Source organism: Streptomyces sp. NPDC111656 (assembly GCF_055656965.1).
The window spans coordinates 507,501-525,573 of record NZ_JBVKCA010000003.1 but is presented as its reverse complement, the minus strand read 5'-3'; the positions used below and the strand labels follow the sequence as shown (position 1 = coordinate 525,573).

Sequence of the window (18,073 nt, the reverse complement as noted above, 5' to 3'; positions counted from 1 at the left end):
GTCATCGGGTCTCCTCGGGGACGGCGATCAGGGTGGGACCAGGCGTGCGCAGCGCCTCGGTGAGAGCGAGGGCCAGCTCGTCGGGGTGGCACACGCGTGTGCCCTGTCCTCCGTAGGCGCGGGCCAGGGCGGGCAGATCGACCGGCGCGAGGTCCACCGCGGTCGGGCGGTCGCCACGGGCGGCCATCTCGTCGCGGATCTCTCCGTAGCCGCCGTTGTCGAACACCACGACGGGCAGCGGGAGTCGCAGCTGCGCGGCGGTCGCCAGCTCCTGCACCGTGAACTGGAGGCCGCCGTCCCCGCTCAGCGCCACCACCTGGCGCTCCGGGCACGCCACCTTGGCGCCGAGCGCCGCGGGCAGCGCGTAGCCGAGCGTGCCGAAGCCGGTCGGGTGAAGATAGCGTCCCGCCGGGCCCAGCGGGAGGTGCGGGAGCGCGCCGTAGTAGCAGCACTGGGCACTGTCCGAGGTGATGACCGCGTCGTCGGCCAGGACGGCGCGGATCGCCCGCAGGTACGGGATCCAGCGCGCGTCGCGCGCGGCACTCCCGGCGTACCGCGCGTCCCGCACCGCGGCGACCTCGTCGACGTCGACGCCGCCTCGTGGGCCGGGGATGTCGTGCCGCACGCGCGCGTGGAGGCCCATTTCCGACAACAGCCCCTCCAGGGAGGCCCGCGCGTCGCCGACGAGCGCGATGTCCGTGGGCAGCCCGGAGTGCATCTGGTCCGGGTCGAGGTCGGCCCGGACGAGCGTGCCCCCGAGGGCGGGCGGCGGCGACCAGAAATCGGACTCGGCCAGCTCCGTGCCCACGGCGAGGACGACATCGCGACCCACCAGCCACTTCTGCACCGACTCAGTGTGCAGCGAGACGCCGAGCGAGAGCGGATGCCGCTCGGGTACGACGCCCTTGCCGTTGGCGGTCGTCACGACGGGCGCGCCGCACGCCTCCGCGAGAGTGAGACAGGCGGTCGCGGCGCCGCGCGCGCCACCGCCGAGCACCAGTGCGGGCCGCCGCGCCTCCCGCAGGGCGCGCGCGGCCCGTCGTACGGCCTCGGCGTCCGGCAGGGTCGGCGCGGTGGCGGGGGCGAGCCGCACCGGTCCGGCGGTCTCGGCCGCCGTCAGCAGGTCCAGCGGCACCTCGAGGTGCACCGGCCGCGGTCGCCGCGTGCGGAAGAGGGTGAACGCGCGCGCCACGGCGGCGCCGATCTCGGCCACCGAGGAGACCCGGTGACTGAACGCGGCGACGCCCCGCAGCGCCTCGGTCTGGCTGCGCATCTCGTGCAGCAGCCCGGTCGACAGCCCGGGGTGGCGCAGCGGCATACCCGGGGAGACGACCAGCAGGGGCACGCTGTCCGAGTAGGCCTGCCCGACGGCGGCCGTGACGTTGAGGAGCGCGGGACCGGTGGTCGTGATCACGACACCGGGGCGGCCCGTCACGCGCGCGTACCCGTCGGCGGCATAGCCGGCGCCCTGTTCGTGGCGCGGGGTCGCGTGCCGGACGCCGTACGCCGCCAGGTGCCGGTAGATCTCCAGGTTGTGCGTGCCGGGGATGCCGAACGCCTGTGTCACGTCATGCGCGGCGAGCGCCCGGACGAGCGCCTCGCCACCGGTGAGCACGCCGGTGCGCGAGGCGGTGCGCAGGTCGGTGCGCTGGTCGGCCTCCATGGTGCCTCCAGGTGCGGAACGAGCGGCGCGACCGAAGACCCACCGGTATCTTTACTGAATCGCCATTCAGTATCGGGAGCGACTCCGAAGTCTGTCAATTTACTGAACGGATCATCAGTAGCGGGTCTGAGGCGCACCGCCCGTCCCGCCCGCAGCCCTCCGGGGTCCCCGGTGTCCGTCGACTCGCCGGAGTGCCAGGAGCACCCGCGGAAGAAGGGCGTGCGCCGCGGGGTTAGGGAAGTGCGGTTCATGGGGGCCACCTGATGTGATCTCGGGCCCCAGGTGTGTCACCCCCAGGCGTGACGTACCAGGGCCCGGACCTCGCGGTGTGTACCGGGGACATCGCGCTGTGACACCGTCGACCCGGCGCTGTCAGAGGGGCCGACCATAATGGGAGGCCTGACCGACTCCACTTGGAGGTACCGTGACCGGTTTCCGTACGTTGAGCTCCGGGCTCCGCGCGTTGCAGCCCGCCGCCTTCGGCGCGGACCCCGGCGGTGAGCGCATGGAGCGCATCCGCAGATCGCCGAATTTCGCGGACGGTGTCTTCCAGAACCCGGTGAGTGCCCGGACCCGCCCCGACGGATCCATGCTCGAGTTCGCGAAGGTCTTCTTCCGCAAGGAGGAGCGCGCCCACCGCGCCCCGGCGGGCACGGTGCCGGTGTACCCCACGACGCTCGCCGACCTCGCCAAGCCCGCGGCGAGCCGGTTGCGGATCACCTGGATGGGGCACTCCAGTGTGCTCGCCGAGATAGACGGGCACCGGGTGTTGTTCGACCCCGTATGGGGCGAGCGCTGTTCCCCCTTCAACTTCGTCGGGCCCAAGCGGCTGCACCCGGTGCCCCTGCCGCTGGCCGCGCTCGGCCCGGTCGACGTCGTCGTCATCTCGCACGACCACTACGACCACCTCGACCTGCCCACCATCAAGGCCCTGGCCGACACGGACACGGTCTTCGCGGTGCCGCTCGGCGTCGGCGCCCACCTGGAGCACTGGGGCGTCTCGCCCGACCGCGTGCGCGAGCTGGACTGGAACGAGAGCACCAAGGTCGGCGGCATCTCCCTGACCGCGACACCCGCCCGGCACTTCTGCGGCCGCGGCCTGCGCAACACCCAGCACACGCTCTGGGCCTCCTGGGTGGTGACGGGTGACGAGCACCGGATCTACCACAGCGGGGACACCGGCTACTTCGAGGGCTTCAAGGACATCGGCGCCGAGCACGGCCCCTTCGACATCACGATGATCCAGATCGGGGCGTACAGCGAGTTCTGGCCCGATATCCACATGACGCCCGAGGAGGGCATGCGCACCCACCTGGACCTCCAGGGCGGGCAGCCCACCGGCGTGATGCTGCCCATCCACTGGGCCACGTTCAACCTGGCGACCCACCCGTGGGTGGAGCCGGGCGAGGGCACGATGGCAGCCGCACACGCGGTGGGTGCCCGTGTCGCGCTGCCCCGCCCCGGCCAGCCCTTCGAGCCCACCGCCGAGACCGTCCCGGCCGAGCCCTGGTGGCGCGGTGTGGCCGTGCCGCCGAGGGGTGGCTGGCCCGCCGTCGAGAAGTCCGGAGCGGATGCCTCCGTTTCCAACACTCCGGGTGATGTCGTGGGTGGAGCTTCCGAAGGCACCGGAGAGCCGGAGACGGTGCCCGCGAGCTGAATTTCCTGAATGTCCGATCGACGGCGAGGGTCGGGGAGCGAGCCGCTCCCCGACCCTCGCCGTTTGTTCGCGACCGGTTCTGACCGGCCCTGATCGGATCGATGACGCAAGGGAACGTGCGTCCGAAAGGGATATCGGTCTGCCGTGCGAGGCCTCATACCAGAGCGGGACGCCTTCCGGGGGAGTTTGTCAACTGCCCACCGCACATGATGGGTTGGCGACTACTGTCAGTTGCCGTCGGGCGACGCGGGGCCGTTTTTTCGGCTCTCTCGACCGGCATCGCGATGGCGCACGCCCGAGTCGCGCAGACCCGCGGGAGCCCCCGTGGCCCCCGACGCACCAGTACGAGGACGCAGATGTCTCACCTCCGCGCACCGGCCGCACGCGCAGACCGCCGTGAGGGCGGGCGGCACGGGCGGCCGGTCGCCCGCACGGTCCACCCGCAGCCCGAGGCCCGCCTACGGCCCCAACTGCTGCGCCTGGCGGTCCTGCCGCCGATCGCGGTGGCGCTCAGCGGCTGTGCGGCCGTGCTGTTCACCGTCCGCTCCACCGGCGCACGCCCCGGCATCGTCCTGTGGGCGGTGCTCGCCGGCGCCGGGTGCGTGGCCCTCGCGGGCATCCTGATCGCCGCCGTGGGCGCCGACCGGGCCGCCACGTCCGTGCGGGAACGCATCGGCACCCTGCGCCGCGGCAGCGCCCGTACCGAGGCCGACCTGCGCGCCGTCGTCGAGGGCCTGCGCCGGGGCGAGAGCCCTCCCACGCCCAAGCCGCGCCAACGGCCCAAGCCGGACGCCGACGAGTTCGAGCTGCTCGCCGCCGACCTCTCCCGCGCGCACGACGGCGCCGTCACCGCCGTCGTGCAGGCGGCCCAACTCTCCAGCCAGGCGGGCAGCGAGCAGAAGGTCGAGGTCTTCGTCAATCTCGCGCGGCGGCTTCAGTCCCTCGTGCACCGCGAGATCTCGATCCTCGACGAGCTGGAGAACGAGATCGAGGACCCGGACCTGCTCAAGGGCCTCTTCCACGTCGACCACCTCGCCACCCGCATCCGCCGGCACGCCGAGAACCTCGCCGTGCTCGGCGGCGCCGTCTCACGCCGTCAGTGGAGCAACCCCGTCTCCATGACCGAGGTGCTGCGGTCCGCGATCGCCGAGGTCGAGCAGTACTCGCGGGTCAAGCTGGTGCCCCCGATCGACGGCACCCTGCGCGGGCACGCCGTCGCCGACGTCATCCACCTGCTGGCCGAACTCGTCGAGAACGCCACGGTGTTCTCCGCCCCGCACACCCAAGTCCTGCTGCGCGCGGGCCTCGTCACCTCCGGCCTCGCGGTCGAGGTCGAGGACCGGGGCCTGGGCATGCCCCTGGGCGAACAGAACAAGATGAACGCGCTGCTCACCGACCCCGATCAGGTGAATGTCGCCAGCCTTCTCCAGGACGGCCGGATCGGTCTGTTCGTGGTGTCCCAGCTCGCCCGGCGGCACGGCATCCACGTACGGCTCCAGACCAACATCTACGGCGGTGTCCAGGCCGTACTCGTCGTACCGCAGGCGCTGTTGGGCGCGGCGCCGGGCGCCCCCGGCGACGTATCGCAAGCGCAGTCCCAGCAGATTCAGCAGCCCAAGGCCCGCGGCCCGCGTCCGCCCGCCGGACCACAGGCAGGGCCGACCGCGCCCGTATCGTCCGCCGGCGCGACGGTGGCCTCCGTGCCGCGGCAGGCGCAGCGGGACCAGATGCCGCCCGCCGCGCTCGGCACGGGCGGCAGCGGCCCGGCACCGCTCCCCGTGCGCGGCGCCCGAGCGGAACGGCCCAATCCGGCCGAGGCCCTGCCCGGCATCCGCCCCGACGACCGGGCCGCGGTCGCGGAGAACGCGGCCATGCCGCCCACCCCCCGCAACGGCGCGGTGCGCGGCACCATGGGCAAGCCCCGACTGCCCAAACGACGCGCCCAGGAGCACATCGCACCCCAACTGCGCGACGGGCCCGTGCCCCGCCAGGATCCGGAGCAGGTCGTCGGCCACGACCCCGGCCTGATGGCGGCGTTCCAGCGGGGGATCGGGCTCGCGGAGGCCCAGCACGCCGAGGAACGGCGCACGGAGGCACCGCACGGCGGGGCACCGCACATGGAGCGGCCGCACCCCGATCTGCCGCACTCCGACCTGCTGCAGGGGGACCCGCCGCACCCGGATCCGCGGCACCTGGACCCGTTGCCGCCGCTCGATGTGATCCGCGTCGACCAGACGTCCACGGGCGCGCCCCGCATAGCCGACGCCCACACGGCGCACGCGCCCGCCCCGCACGGGACCCGCGACAACGCACCCGCGCCCGGACACGACCACACGGCCCGGCACGACGGGAGCACAACGGCCGGATGACCACCCCCCTGACGACCCCCACCCGCACGCCCTCCCACACCCCCACACCCTCCGCTCCGGCAGACCTTCGTACTTCAAGGAGTCGATCCACCATGGCGAGCGACGCGCCGACCGCCCACGCCCATGTATCCGATCTCGACTGGCTGATGAGCGGCCTCGTACAGCGCGTACCGCACACCACCAGCGCGGTACTCCTCTCCTGCGACGGACTCGTGAAGTCGGTCCACGGACTCGACCCGGACAGCGCCGACCACATGGCGGCGCTCGCTTCCGGCCTCTACTCGCTCGGCCGCAGCGCGGGCGTGCGCTTCGGCGACGGCGGTGAGGTACGCCAGGTCGTCGTCGAACTCGACTCGACCCTGCTGTTCGTCTCCACCGCGGGCTCCGGCACCTGTCTCGCCGTACTCGCCGGCCGGGAGGCCGACGCGGCGGTGCTCGGCTACGAGATGGCGATGCTGGTCAAGAGCGTCCGTCCGTATCTGATGACCGCGCCCCGGCAGGCCGCCGTGGAACCGCCGGCGATGAGGCCTTGAGCGTGGCCGCGGCCGGCGACGGGCCCTGGCTCGACGACGCGGCCGGACGGCTGGTGCGTCCCTACACGGTCAGCAACGGCCGGACCCGGCCGACCACCGCCCTCGACCTGCTGTCGCAGGTGATGGCCACCGGGGCAACACCTCTGGGCTACCTCGGCCCCGAGCACACCCAGGCACTCGAACTGTGCCGGGCGCCCGTCTCGGTCGCGGAGATCGCCGCACATCTGAAGCTGCCCGCGGCGGTCACCAAGGTGCTGCTCTCCGACCTCGTCGACTGCGGGGCACTGACCACCAAGCCGCCCGAGTTCCACCACAACCCCACTGACCGGTCTCTTCTGGAGGCAGTGCTCGATGGACTACGACGACAGCTCTGATCCCTTCCCCACCGCGCTGAAGATCCTGGTGGCCGGAGGGTTCGGGGTCGGCAAGACGACCTTCGTGGGCGCGGTGAGCGAGATCGCGCCGCTCAGCACGGAGGAGCTGCTCACCACGGTCAGCGCCGCGACCGACAATCTCGACGGCGTCGAGAACAAGGTCGAGACCACCGTGGCGATGGACTTCGGCCGCATCACCCTCGATCCGGAGCACGTCCTGTATCTGTTCGGCACTCCCGGGCAGCAGCGGTTCTGGTTCATGTGGGACGAGCTGTCCGAGGGCGCGCTCGGTGCGGTGATCCTCGCCGACACCCGTCGCCTGGAGGACTGTTTCGCGGCCGTCGACTTCTTCGAGCAGCGCGGTCTCGCCTTCATCGTCGCCGTCAACGAGTTCGACGGTGCCTACCGCTACGACCCCGAGGAGGTGCGCGCGGCCATCGACCTGGACCCCGAGATCCCCATCGTGCGCTGTGACGCCCGGATCTCCAGTTCGGGTGTGCAGACCCTGCTCGCCCTGGTCCGCCACCTCCTCGCCCACGCACCGACGCACGCACCCAGCCGCTGAGCCCGCACCCGGCGTACGCCGTCGACCGCTGAGCCCGCACCCGACCCACGTCCCCCGCCACGGAGCCCACACACCATGACGCCCGCCCCACACCAGGGAGCCCGTAGATGACTTACGACCCGCCGCGCCCGGCCGGTCGTCTGCTGCTGACCCCGGAGGACAAGGACGCCCCCGCCCGGGTCAGCCGACTGCGCCGACTGGGCCTGGGGGAGCACACGGAACCCGCCTTCGACGCCTTCGCGGACCGGCTCGCCGAGGTCGCCGCGGTGCCGTACTCGATGGTCAACTTCATCGACGAGAACCGGCAGTTCTTCGCGGGCCTGCACACCCCGGACGGAAACGTCTCGGTCACCCGGCCGCTCCCGGCCGCCCCGGACGGCACCGTGAAGGTCGTCGGGCGCTACATGACGCGCGACTACGGGTTCTGCCCCCATGTGGTGGTCCGCCGCAGGGCGCTGGTCCTGGAGGACGTCTGCGACTACCCGCGTTTCGCCGGCAACCCGGTCGTCGACGAGATCGGCGTCCGTTCCTACCTGGGGGCCCCGCTCATCGACCACACCGGCATCGCCCTCGGGACGATCTGCGTCGTCGACCTCGAACCGCGTCCGTGGGGGAAGGCGGGCCTGGAGACCATCAAGTCGATGGCGGCGGAACTGGTCGAGCAGATCGAGCGCAGGGAGGACTCCGGGGGGATCTGACGCCCGCGGCCGGAGGCGTGAAGGAAAGCTGCGGCCGCGCTTAAGAAATCCTCGATGGACCGACGGCGCCCCTGTGCGGCAGATTTCTCCGGGAAATCACCCCTCTCCCCGGTACGGGCCCCTTCGGCGTGCCCTGCTCCGGGACCTCACCACGGGAGCCGCAGCTTGAAGGCGCTGGTCAAGGAGAAGGCGGAGCCCGGGCTCTGGCTGACGGACGTCCCGGAACCGGAGATCGGCCCCGGCGACGTACTGATCAAGGTCCTCAGGACCGGGATCTGCGGCACCGACCTGCACATCCGCAACTGGGACGGCTGGGCGCAGCAAGCCATCCGCACGCCGCTCGTCCTCGGCCACGAGTTCGTCGGAGAGGTCGTCGAGACCGGCCGCGACGTCGCCGACATCAAGGCGGGCGACCGCGTGAGCGGCGAGGGCCACCTCGTGTGCGGCAAGTGCCGCAACTGCCTGGCCGGGCGCCGTCACCTGTGCCGTGCCACGGTCGGTCTGGGCGTCGGCCGCGACGGCGCGTTCGCCGAGTACGTGGCCCTGCCCGCCGCCAACGTGTGGGTGCACCGTGTCCCGGTCGACCTCGACGTCGCCGCGATCTTCGACCCGTTCGGCAACGCCGTGCACACGGCACTGTCCTTCCCCCTGGTCGGCGAGGACGTCCTCATCACGGGTGCGGGCCCGATCGGTCTGATGGCCGCGGCCGTGGCCCGGCACGCGGGTGCCCGCAACGTCGTCATCACCGACGTCAGCGAGGAGCGCCTCGACCTCGCCCGCAAGATCGGCGTCAGCCTCGCGCTGAACGTCGCGGAGTCGACCATCGCCGACGGGCAGCGCGCCCTCGGCCTGCGCGAGGGCTTCGACATCGGCCTGGAGATGTCCGGCCGCCCCGAGGCGATGCGCGACATGATCGCCAACATGACGCACGGCGGCCGGATCGCGATGCTGGGCCTGCCCGCCGAGGAGTTCCCGGTCGACTGGTCCCGGATCGTCACCTCCATGATCACGATCAAGGGCATCTACGGCCGTGAGATGTTCGAGACCTGGTACGCGATGTCCGTCCTCCTCGAAGGCGGCCTCGACCTCGCGCCGGTCATCACCGGCCGCTACGGCTACCGCGACTACGAGGCGGCCTTCGCGGACGCCGCGAGCGGCCGCGGCGGCAAGGTCATCCTCGACTGGAGCGCGTGAGCGTCCGCAAGAGCCACTCCGAACCGCGTAACCCCCTAGGAGCCCCTCCATGTTCGACTCCGTGCGCGACGACCTCCGCACCACCCTCGACGAGATCCGCGCCGCCGGTCTGCACAAGCCCGAGCGCGTCATCGGCACCCCGCAGTCCGCGACCGTGAGCGTCACCGCGGGCGGCCGCCCCGGCGAGGTCCTCAACTTCTGCGCGAACAACTACCTCGGCCTCGCCGACCACCCCGAGGTCGTCTCCGCCGCCCACGCGGCCCTGGACCGCTGGGGCTACGGCATGGCGTCCGTCCGCTTCATCTGCGGTACGCAGGAGGTGCACAAGGAGCTGGAAGCGCGCCTTTCCGCGTTCCTCGGCCAGGAGGACACGATCCTCTACTCCTCCTGCTTCGACGCCAACGGCGGCGTCTTCGAGACCCTCCTCGGCGCCGAGGACGCGGTCATCTCCGACGCCCTCAACCACGCCTCGATCATCGACGGCATCCGCCTCTCCAAGGCGCGCCGCTTCCGGTACGCCAACCGCGACATGGCCGACCTGGAGGCCCAGCTCAAGGAGGCGTCCGACGCGCGCCGCCGGCTGATCGTCACCGACGGCGTCTTCTCGATGGACGGCTATGTCGCACCCCTGAAGGAGATCTGCGACCTCGCCGACCGCTACGACGCCATGGTCATGGTCGACGACTCGCACGCCGTCGGCTTCGTCGGCCCCGGCGGCCGCGGCACCCCCGAGCTGCACGGTGTCATGGACCGCGTCGACATCATCACCGGCACCCTCGGCAAGGCGCTCGGCGGCGCCTCCGGCGGCTATGTCGCCGCTCGCGCCGAGATCGTCGCGCTGCTGCGCCAGCGCTCCCGCCCGTACCTCTTCTCGAACACGCTCGCCCCGGTGATCGCGGCGGCCTCCCTGAAGGTGCTCGACCTGCTGGAGTCGGCCGACGACCTGCGTATCCGCCTCGCCGAGAACACCGCGCTGTTCCGTTCCCGGATGACCGCGGAGGGCTTCGACATCCTCCCCGGTGACCACGCGATCGCCCCCGTCATGATCGGTGACGCGTCCGTCGCCGGACGTATGGCCGAGCTCCTCCTGGAGCGCGGCGTCTACGTGATCGGCTTCTCCTACCCGGTCGTCCCGCAGGGCCAGGCCCGGATCCGGGTCCAGCTCTCGGCCGCGCACTCGACGCAGGACGTGAACCGGGCGGTCGACGCGTTCGTGTCCGCCCGCGCGGAGCTCGAGGGCTGAAAGACGCCTGTGACCTGAGAGAATCGGTCACATGATCGAAGCGCGGCGGCTCCACATCCTCCGTGCGGTGGCCGACCACCGCACGGTCACGGCGGCGGCCGCCGCGCTCTATCTCACCCCCTCGGCCGTCTCCCAACAGCTGACCGCGCTGGAGCAGGAGACCGGCCACCGGCTCGTCGAGCGCGGCGCCAAGGGCGTACGGCTGACTCCGGCCGGCGAGATCCTGCTCAGCCACACCAACGAGGTGCTCGCCCAACTGGAGCGCGCCGAGGCGGAGTTGGCCGCATACAGTGCGGGTTCGGCGGGCACGGTCACCGTCGCCTCCTTCGCGACCGGCATCGGCCTGGTGGTGGCTCCCGCGTTGGCCCGCCTCGCCCGCACGGCACCCGGCATCCACGTCCGCGTCCAGGACGCCGAGGGCGACGCCAGTCTGCCGATGGTGCTCGACCGGCTGGTCGACATCGCGGTCGCCGTCGAGTACCGGGGCGCCCCGGACGCGGACGACCCGCGCCTGACCCCCGTAGCCCTGTACGCCGAGCCCTTCGACGCGGTCGTCCCGCTCGGTCACCGGCTCGCCGACGCCACCGAGGTCCCGCTCGCCGAACTGGCCAAGGACCCGTGGATCGGCCCGTATCCCGGCAACCCCTGCCATGACGTGGTCGTCCTGGCCTGCGAGAACGCCGGATTCCAACCCCGTCTCGAACACTCCTCCGACGACTTCCGGGCCGTCGTCGCCCTCGCCTCGGCCGACGCGGGTGTCGCCCTGGTGCCCCGTTCCGCCCTGCGCGGCATGGACCTCACGGGCGTGCTGGTCCGACCGGTCGACGGCGTCGCGCCCACGCGCCGGGTCTTCGCGGCCGTACGCCGGGGCGCGGAGGGGCATCCGCTGATCCGCCCGGTGCTGGATGCGCTGGCGGAAGCCGCGACGGTGGACTGAGGGGAGAGATCGGAGGAGTGGTCGGAGCGGAGGGGTCGGCGGAGCACCCTGCTGTTTTCATAGCTGTTTTCATAGCTGTTTTCATATCTGGGATAACATCCCAGATATGGGAAATGATGGGGAGCTCGACGGCGTCGATGTCCGGCTCGGGGCCCGACTGGCCGAGCTGCGCTCCGAACGTGGCTGGTCCCTGGGGGAGTTGGCGGAGCGCAGCGGGGTCAGCCGCTCCACACTGTCCCGTGCCGAGCGGGCCGAGATCAGCGCCACGGCCTCGCTCCTGAACCGGCTGTGCGCCGTGTACGGACGCACCATGTCTCAGCTGCTCAGCGAGGTCGAGGCGGAGCCCGTTGCGGTGGTGCGGGCGGCCGACCAGACGGTCTGGGCCGACGAAGCCTCCGGATTCGTACGACGATCGGTGTCCGCGCCGCACGCCGGGCTGCGCGGCGAACTGGTCGAGGGGCGGCTCAGGGCCGGCGCCGACATCGCCTACGACCGGCCTCCCGTGCCCGGCCTGGAGCAGCACATCTGGGTCCTCGACGGAACGCTGGAGGTGACCGCGCAGGACGTCGAACACCGGCTCGACGCCGGGGACTGTCTGCGGCTGCGGGTGTGGGGGCCCACCCGCTTCCGGTGTCCCGGCCCCGAGGACGTACGGTACGCGCTGGTGGTGGTGCTGCCGTGACCGCTGTCTCCCGGCTGGACGCCCGGCGCCTTCGTGCCTCGGTGGGCGAGTTGGCCGAGCTGCTGATCGACACCGTGGAGGGCGGGGCCTCGATCGGATTCCTCGCCCCGTTGGAGCGGGCGACGGCCGGCGCCTGGTGGGAGGAGCGCGTGGACGCGGTGTCGGCCGGACGCCTCGCCGTGTGGGTGGCGCACACCGCGGACCGGATCCTGGGCACCGTCAGCCTCGTCTTCCCCGACAAACCCAACAGCCGCCACCGCGCCGAGCTGGTGAAGCTGATGGTGCACCGCGACGGCCGCGGACAGGGCCTCGGCCGGGGCCTTTTGGCCACTGCCGAGCACGCGGCCGCCACCGCCGGAATCACCCTCCTGCACCTGGACACCGAGACCGACAGCCCCGCCGAGTCCCTCTACCGCTCCGCGGGCTGGACCCGGCTCGGGGCCATACCCGACTACGCGGCGACGCCGTCGGGTGAGCTGCGCCCGACGACGATCTTCTACAAGCGGGTGGGAGCGACGGTCCCCGGCGCGTGAAGAGCCGCCGCTCCCGCCGCGGCTACAGCGGGGAGGTCAGGTGGCGCAGCTCCTTCACGAGAGGCGGCCTGGGGAGCGGGACGATGCCGATCTCCGGGTGGTGCGGGCGGGCGATGTGCGGGTGGACGTGGTCGATGAACGCCGGATTCACCAACGGGGCGGTGACGCGTTCGCCGCACATGTAGGTGGGTTCGAAGTGCTCGCGCACCAGTTGGGTGCGCCAGTGGTCGGCGTCGTGGTACTCACCGCTGTGGGCGTGTTCGAGGAACAGGCAGTACTCGGCGACCTGGTGGCCGACCCCGGCCGCGAAACGCCACCAGAAGCGCGCCCCGCTGCTGTCGCCCGCCACGTGCAGCAGACACGCGAAGACCAGGGCGCCGGTCTTGTCCGCGTACTGGCTGTCGATGAACTCGCTCAGATGACGGTCGGCGTCCGGGCCGAACAGCACCAGCAGGCTCACGGCGTTCAGGTCCCACCAGGCGCGGTCCGCGTCCGGAGTGCGGTCGTCCTCGGGGGTGGTCCACACGGCTCGCACGAGCGCGGCATCGGGGTTGCGCGGGCGGTGCCGGGCCGCCTGACGGCTGCGCAGACGGGCTTCGGAGGCCGCGAGGTCGTAGTCGGCGTAACGATCCTGCGTACGCGCTTTGGCCAACAGGTCGTCGATGGTGCGGCGGTCGGACGGCAGGGTGCTCATCGGGGGTTCTTCCCGTCGGAGTGCTCCGGGCAGCGGAGTTTGAGCAGGGTGGCGAGGCGCCGCCGGCCGGTACGGAGCTGGGAGCGGACGGTGGCCTCCTCGTTGCCCATGAGTACGGCGGCTTCGGCGGCCGTGAAACCTATGCCGTAGTAGAGGAGGATCGCGTCCCGCTGCCGCTCGCTCAGGGAACCGACCGCGACGTACAGGGCGATGGCGTCGGTGAGCGTGTCGTACGGATCCTCGGCCGGGTCGGCGAGCGCCGCCTCGAAGGCCGCGATCTCCATCAGCTCCGGGCGACGCCGGCGCTTGCGGTGCATGTCGATGATGCGGCGCTTGAGGATCGTCCAGGCGTAGCCCTCCAGGTTCTCCATCCGCAGCATCCGCGGCCAGCGGTCCATGACCTGGTCGAAGGTCAGGTCCACGGCCTCCTCCGCGTCGGCGTCGGAGCCGAGCTGGAGATAGGCGTAGCGCATGTAGTCCTGGCGGCGTTGATGGTGGAAACCCCAGTACGCCATCCGCACGGTGGGGTGCCACTGGTCGATCGGTACGACGCGTGGCGCGCCGACGGCTCCGCCGGTCTCCTCCGGCCCGCCGTCGCCGTTCACGGGACGTCCCGGGTCGACTCTGCGGAGCGGGACGGGGCGTGGGTGCCGGTCAGTCCGGTGATGCCGATCCGTACACCGGCCGTCAGGAGCCGACGGCAGCCACGGACGACGTCCGGACCGAACACCCTCATGCCAAGCGCGATCTCGAACAACCACGCGGCAGCGCTCTGCTGCACGGGGTCCTCCCCTGTACCTGTGCTGATCGAAGGTGCCGTGTCCCCACCCCGGCACCAGAGACACCATCCGCCTCCACCCATGAAGCGTCCGGGGCGACCCGAACGTGCAGCCGGTGCTCGAAAAATATTACGTTCAGTATCGATCCGATTGCAGCTGGTTCAATCGTCGACCGTCTCGGACGGGGAGCCGGGAGCGACCGAACCCGCCGCCCCCTGTCGATGTCAGTGCCTTTGGCTACCGTGCCTCTCATGCCGGATGCCGACGACGTACGCCGTACCGCCCTCTCCCTGCCGGACACCGCGGAGAAGATCGCCTGGAGCATGCCCACCTTCCGGGTCGCCGGGAAGATGTTCGCCACGCTGCCCGAGGAGGAGACGTCCATCGCGGTTCGCTGCCCGAAGGAGGAGCGCGACGAACTCGTCCTGGCGGAGCCCGGCAAGTTCTGGATCGCCGACCACGAGGCGGGATTCGCCTGGGTCAGGGTCCGGCTCGCCGCCCTGGAGGACGGCGACGAACTCCGTGACATCCTGGCCGACTCCTGGCGCCAGGCGGCTCCGCCCCGGCTGCTCGACGCCTACCCGGAGCTGGGACTTCCGAGGGCCGACTGACACGCATGTCCGCGCGGGTCTCCGCGGGTCCACGCGGGGGCGGACTCAGGGGCGCGGTCGGCCCGAGGTGCTCAGGAAGCCGCCGATCCGCTCCCGCAGGGATGCCGCGTCGAGGCCGTGCGCGGTCAGGTGCTCGTCCGCGGTCCCGTACCGGCGCAGCTCACGCCGGCGGACGCCGAGGCCGAGGACACGGTGGGGTACGTCGGCGAGCGCGTCGCCCGCGGCGGCCGTGGACGTACCGGCCAGGTACGGCTCGACGAGGACGACGTCGGTGCCCGCCGCCTCCGTGGCGCGGCGCAGGGCCTGCCCGTCGAAGGGCCGCACGGTGGCCGCGTACAGGACGGTGACGTCGAGTCCCTCCGTGGCGGCGAGTACGGCGTCGAGCATCGGCCCGACGGCGACGACGACCCCTGCGCGCCCTTCCCGGACGGTACGGAAACGGGCCCCGTCGACCGGCAGGCCCTGCGCGTTGGACTGCACGGACAACCGCACGTACACCTTGTCGTCCCCGGCGGCGACCGCCTGCCGCAGCAGCTGCTCGGCCTCGTCCGGATGGCCGGGAACGTGCACGGTCCAGCCGTCCAGTGTGTCGAGCAGGGCCACGTCGCCGGGTGCCATGTGAGTGAAGCCTCCGGCGGGCCAGTCGAAGGACGCGGCCGCGCTCACCAGCACCGCGCCCACGTCCTGGTGTCCGAGGTCCAGCTTGACCTGCTCGAACGGCCGCTCGACGAGGAAGCTGGCGAAGGTGTGCACGACGGGCCGCAGACCGGTCAGCGCCAGGCCCGCGCCCGCCCCGACCAGGAGCTGTTCGCGGATCCCGACGTTGATCACCCGATCGGGATGCCTGCGCCGGGCTTCCGTGAAACCGTCCTTGCCGATCTCGGCGAGGACGACCGCGACCCGAGGGTCCTCGTCGAGCAGCCGCGTCATGACGGGGGCGAAACGATCACGCATGGTGTCCATGGAATGGGGTTCTTTCGGGGGAGGGGGCACGGGATGAGGAGAGGGGAGCGTCCGGAGCCGCAGATGCCTTGCATGTCGCAGATGCCTTGCACGTCTCGGATGCCTCAGACGTCTCGGGTGTCTCAGGCGGACTTGGGCTCGACCCGGGCGACCACCACGTGCGGGCGACCCGGGTGGGGCGCGGTGAAGGCGGCGTACAGCGCCTCGTGGTCACGGCCGTCGACGGTCAGGGCGGACCAGCCCGCGGCCTCGAACCGGGCGGCGATACCGCCGGGCCGGGCATGGCTGGCGGAGGAGTTGTCGATCACCACGGTGTGCAGCCGGTCGAGACCGGCCGGCCCGGCGTACGCGATCGCCTCGTGGTTGCTGCCTTCGTCCAGCTCCGCGTCGCCGACCAGCACCCACACACGGGGCTCACCCAGCCCCTGTGCGCGCAGGCCCAGCGCGGTGCCGACAGCGATCGGCAGCCCGTGCCCCAGCGACCCGCTGCCGATCTCGGCGCCGGGTACCAGCACCCGGTCCGGGTGGTGTCCGAGCGGTGAGTCGTACGCGCCGAAGTCCGGCAGCCACTCCACGGGCACGAAGCCCTTGGCCGCGAGCACCGCGTAGTAGGCCATGGGCCCGTGCCCCTTGGAGAGCAGGAACCGGTCCCGCTCCGGATCGCCCATTCGCTCGGGCCCCATCCGCAGCACCCGGTCGTAGAGCACCCACAGCGCGTCCAGCGTGGACGTCGCCGCGGGGCCGTGCTTCTCGTCGCCGGTCATCAGCCCCATCAGGCGGGGCAGGTCCTGGTACTGGTGTCGGCGTTCTGCCTCGATGATCGTCATGCCGACGATCGTGCAACCTCAATCAAACTTTAGGTCAAGTGTCGCCTCGAAGTCCTCCCCCGCGCGCGGCCCCGTGGCCCCGCGCCCCAGTCGGCCCCGAATAAACGGATGCGCGACCATCGCCCCGAGTGCGGTATTGTTTCCGTGCGCGTTCGGCCAGGGGAAACCCCAGGTCAGACGGGCAGCGGGACGTGGCGCAGCTTGGTAGCGCACTTGACTGGGGGTCAAGGGGTCGCAGGTTCAAATCCTGTCGTCCCGACTGGAGACAGTCACAGGTCAGGGCCGGTTTCGGAGGCATCCGAAACCGGCCCTTGATCGTTCTTGGGGACCAGTTGGGGACCGGCGTCCTTGATGCGCCCTTGCGGGGGTGAAGGCCCGTGCGATGCAGGACTCGCCATCTGATCAGGGGCGAGCCATCGCAAGGCCCGCGTGCCCCCTGTCGGTGAGAGCTGCGCGGCGCGTGGCGTCGGCCGTCGGAGGCGCTGGGTATGCGCATGTAGGGCGGCCCGGCCGGGGCCGCGCCGCCCTGGAGCGGGGTCAAGAGCCGTTGTGAAGGCCGGTGTAGAGGAAGCGGTTGGCCTGGTCGACGGCTGCCTTGGCGGCGTTGGTGTGGGCGACGGCCCCCGTGTCATGTGTGGCAGGGCCGTATCCGGCAACCCCGGCCAATGGACTGCCGGCCAGAATGACACCAGCCATGCGTATTTCCATCACGCGCGCCTGCCCGCTCAGTCTTCCGCGACGCGGATGATGGTCTTGCCGGCGGTACGCCGCTCCGGCGCGAACGCGTCAGGCGCCTCGGCCAACGGGCGCACGGCACCGACGATGGGCTTGAGCCGCCCGTCCCGCAGCCGCTGGGCGAGGTCCGCCAGCCTGTTGCGGTCGGGTTCGACGACGAAGAAGACGGACCGCCCGTCCTCGGGCTGGACGGTGGGCGGCTGAGCGATGGTGACGAGCGTGCCGCCGGCGCGCACGAGGGCGGTGGAACGGTTGAGGATCTCACCGCCGATCACATCGAAGACCACGTCGAACGCGCCGGCGTCCTCGAGCTTGTCGGCCTGCAGGTCCAGAAAGGTGTCCACACCGAGCGCGAGGGCGGTGTCCCGGCCCGTAGCCCTGCCGGTACCGACGACCCGGGCTCCCACCTCGCGGGCGAGCTGCACCGCGATCGAACCGACGCCGCCTGCGGCACCGTGGATCAGGACGGTCTGGCCGGTGGTGAGGTGGGCGTGGTCGAACAGGCCCTGCCAGGCGGTGAGCCCGGAGATCGGCAGTGCGGCGGCCACGGTGTGGTCGACATCGGCCGGGAGCGGAGCGAGGTTGCGGGCTTCCACTGCGGTGTATTCGGCCAGGGAGCCGTTGCGGGTCCAGTCGGTCAGTCCGAATACGCGCTGGCCGACGGTCAGGCCGGTGGTGCCGTACCCCAGCTCGACGACGACTCCCGACAACTCGTGGCCGGGCACGCTCGGAGCGCGGTCGCGGCCGGCACGGTCGGCCCACGTGCCCGGCCACTCCAGTTCTCCGGGGGTGAACCCGGCGGCATGCACCCGCACGATGACGTCGTTCTCAGCGGCGTGGGGATAGGGCATATCTGTCAGGGTGAGGCCGGCGATACCCGCCTCGCGGTCCTGGACGGTGATGGCTTGCATGACAGGTCCTTCCTGTGGGGATTCCCGGATCCGGGCACCCGGGTCATTTGCGTGACGGGCGACTGGGAGCGACGCGTTGCCGATCCGGCGCTTCGGATTTCATGA

Annotated in this window: 20 protein-coding genes and 1 tRNA gene; 13 read left to right on the top strand and 8 right to left on the bottom strand. The window is 71.6% G+C overall.

From position 1 onward, the window contains the following. Position 1: 1 nt before the first annotated feature. Positions 2 to 1,663 carry a 5-guanidino-2-oxopentanoate decarboxylase gene (locus ACZ7M3_RS12605; protein ID WP_472062876.1) on the bottom strand — a complete coding sequence of 554 codons (1,662 nt, stop codon included), beginning with the start codon at positions 1,661 to 1,663 and terminating at the stop codon, positions 2 to 4. A 424-nt stretch (positions 1,664 to 2,087) separates the two neighbouring features. On the opposite strand from ACZ7M3_RS12605, the gene ACZ7M3_RS12600 reads away from it, so the two are divergent. From ACZ7M3_RS12600 to ACZ7M3_RS12550, 11 genes are all read left to right on the top strand, one after another. Next, positions 2,088 to 3,320, top strand: a complete 1,233-nt coding sequence (locus tag ACZ7M3_RS12600) for an MBL fold metallo-hydrolase (protein WP_472062874.1) — start codon at positions 2,088 to 2,090, stop codon at positions 3,318 to 3,320. 356 nt (positions 3,321 to 3,676) lie between these two features. Next, positions 3,677 to 5,689 (top strand): sensor histidine kinase, encoded by a 2,013-nt coding sequence (locus tag ACZ7M3_RS12595; protein WP_472062872.1) that lies wholly within the window; start codon positions 3,677 to 3,679, stop codon positions 5,687 to 5,689. Between the two features lie 92 nt (positions 5,690 to 5,781). Next, positions 5,782 to 6,222 carry a roadblock/LC7 domain-containing protein gene (locus tag ACZ7M3_RS12590; RefSeq protein WP_095851322.1) on the top strand — a complete coding sequence of 147 codons (441 nt, stop codon included), beginning with the start codon at positions 5,782 to 5,784 and terminating at the stop codon, positions 6,220 to 6,222. Between the two features lie 2 nt (positions 6,223 to 6,224). After that, on the top strand, positions 6,225 to 6,596 hold the full coding sequence (locus ACZ7M3_RS12585; protein WP_054232708.1) for a DUF742 domain-containing protein: 372 nt from the start codon (positions 6,225 to 6,227) through the stop codon (positions 6,594 to 6,596). Next, on the top strand, positions 6,574 to 7,161 hold the full coding sequence (locus tag ACZ7M3_RS12580) for a GTP-binding protein (RefSeq protein ID WP_452972346.1): 588 nt from the start codon (positions 6,574 to 6,576) through the stop codon (positions 7,159 to 7,161). Before ACZ7M3_RS12585 ends, ACZ7M3_RS12580 begins: the two co-directional genes overlap by 23 nt. A 107-nt stretch (positions 7,162 to 7,268) precedes the next feature. Further along, a complete protein-coding gene (locus tag ACZ7M3_RS12575) occupies positions 7,269 to 7,859 on the top strand; it encodes a GAF domain-containing protein (RefSeq protein WP_472062870.1) in 591 nt (196 codons plus the stop codon). A 165-nt stretch (positions 7,860 to 8,024) separates the two neighbouring features. Beyond that, positions 8,025 to 9,053: an L-threonine 3-dehydrogenase gene (gene tdh, locus ACZ7M3_RS12570; protein WP_095851319.1), complete on the top strand. Its 1,029-nt coding sequence runs from the start codon at positions 8,025 to 8,027 to the stop codon at positions 9,051 to 9,053. Between the two features lie 49 nt (positions 9,054 to 9,102). Then, positions 9,103 to 10,296 carry a glycine C-acetyltransferase gene (locus tag ACZ7M3_RS12565; RefSeq protein ID WP_097223906.1) on the top strand — a complete coding sequence of 398 codons (1,194 nt, stop codon included), beginning with the start codon at positions 9,103 to 9,105 and terminating at the stop codon, positions 10,294 to 10,296. A 31-nt stretch (positions 10,297 to 10,327) separates the two neighbouring features. After that, positions 10,328 to 11,233 (top strand): LysR family transcriptional regulator, encoded by a 906-nt coding sequence (locus ACZ7M3_RS12560; RefSeq protein ID WP_067361203.1) that lies wholly within the window; start codon positions 10,328 to 10,330, stop codon positions 11,231 to 11,233. A gap of 106 nt (positions 11,234 to 11,339) precedes the next feature. Continuing rightward, positions 11,340 to 11,915, top strand: a complete 576-nt coding sequence (locus tag ACZ7M3_RS12555) for a helix-turn-helix domain-containing protein (protein WP_388518540.1) — start codon at positions 11,340 to 11,342, stop codon at positions 11,913 to 11,915. Beyond that, complete coding sequence (locus tag ACZ7M3_RS12550; protein WP_472062868.1) at positions 11,912 to 12,448, top strand: GNAT family N-acetyltransferase; 537 nt, start codon at positions 11,912 to 11,914, stop codon at positions 12,446 to 12,448. The genes ACZ7M3_RS12555 and ACZ7M3_RS12550 overlap by 4 nt, the downstream gene beginning before the upstream one ends. 22 nt (positions 12,449 to 12,470) lie before the next feature. Here ACZ7M3_RS12550 and ACZ7M3_RS12545 read toward each other — a convergent pair whose 3' ends face one another. Genes ACZ7M3_RS12545 through ACZ7M3_RS12535 form a run of 3 tightly spaced genes read right to left on the bottom strand, consistent with a single transcriptional unit; the run spans position 12,471 to position 13,923 of the window. Next, positions 12,471 to 13,142 carry a hypothetical protein gene (locus ACZ7M3_RS12545; RefSeq protein ID WP_351298759.1) on the bottom strand — a complete coding sequence of 224 codons (672 nt, stop codon included), beginning with the start codon at positions 13,140 to 13,142 and terminating at the stop codon, positions 12,471 to 12,473. Beyond that, positions 13,139 to 13,747, bottom strand: a complete 609-nt coding sequence (locus ACZ7M3_RS12540; protein ID WP_472062866.1) for an RNA polymerase sigma factor — start codon at positions 13,745 to 13,747, stop codon at positions 13,139 to 13,141. Before ACZ7M3_RS12540 ends, ACZ7M3_RS12545 begins: the two co-directional genes overlap by 4 nt. Further along, positions 13,744 to 13,923 carry a hypothetical protein gene (locus ACZ7M3_RS12535; RefSeq protein WP_351298753.1) on the bottom strand — a complete coding sequence of 60 codons (180 nt, stop codon included), beginning with the start codon at positions 13,921 to 13,923 and terminating at the stop codon, positions 13,744 to 13,746. The genes ACZ7M3_RS12540 and ACZ7M3_RS12535 overlap by 4 nt, the downstream gene beginning before the upstream one ends. Positions 13,924 to 14,172: 249 nt before the next feature. Here ACZ7M3_RS12535 and ACZ7M3_RS12530 point away from each other — a divergent pair, with 249 nt between their 5' ends. After that, positions 14,173 to 14,532, top strand: coding sequence for an MmcQ/YjbR family DNA-binding protein (locus ACZ7M3_RS12530; protein WP_121414198.1), 360 nt, complete (start codon positions 14,173 to 14,175; stop codon positions 14,530 to 14,532). Between the two features lie 45 nt (positions 14,533 to 14,577). Here the strand turns inward: ACZ7M3_RS12530 and ACZ7M3_RS12525 are convergent, their stop codons facing one another. Both ACZ7M3_RS12525 and ACZ7M3_RS12520 read right to left on the bottom strand, forming a co-directional pair. After that, positions 14,578 to 15,495, bottom strand: a complete 918-nt coding sequence (locus ACZ7M3_RS12525; protein ID WP_472062864.1) for a transketolase family protein — start codon at positions 15,493 to 15,495, stop codon at positions 14,578 to 14,580. 122 nt (positions 15,496 to 15,617) lie between these two features. Next, positions 15,618 to 16,322, bottom strand: coding sequence for a transketolase (locus tag ACZ7M3_RS12520; RefSeq protein ID WP_472062862.1), 705 nt, complete (start codon positions 16,320 to 16,322; stop codon positions 15,618 to 15,620). 185 nt (positions 16,323 to 16,507) lie between these two features. Here ACZ7M3_RS12520 and ACZ7M3_RS12515 point away from each other — a divergent pair. After that, a tRNA-Pro gene (locus ACZ7M3_RS12515) sits at positions 16,508 to 16,581 on the top strand. A gap of 278 nt (positions 16,582 to 16,859) precedes the next feature. Here the strand turns inward: ACZ7M3_RS12515 and ACZ7M3_RS12510 are convergent. After that, the gene (locus tag ACZ7M3_RS12510) at positions 16,860 to 17,018 is read right to left on the bottom strand and encodes a hypothetical protein (RefSeq protein WP_472062860.1); all 159 of its coding nucleotides are present in this window, start codon (positions 17,016 to 17,018) and stop codon (positions 16,860 to 16,862) included. Positions 17,019 to 17,047: 29 nt separating this feature from the next. Beyond that, positions 17,048 to 17,968, bottom strand: a complete 921-nt coding sequence (locus ACZ7M3_RS12505) for an NADP-dependent oxidoreductase (RefSeq protein WP_472062858.1) — start codon at positions 17,966 to 17,968, stop codon at positions 17,048 to 17,050. Positions 17,969 to 18,073 lie beyond the last annotated feature (105 nt).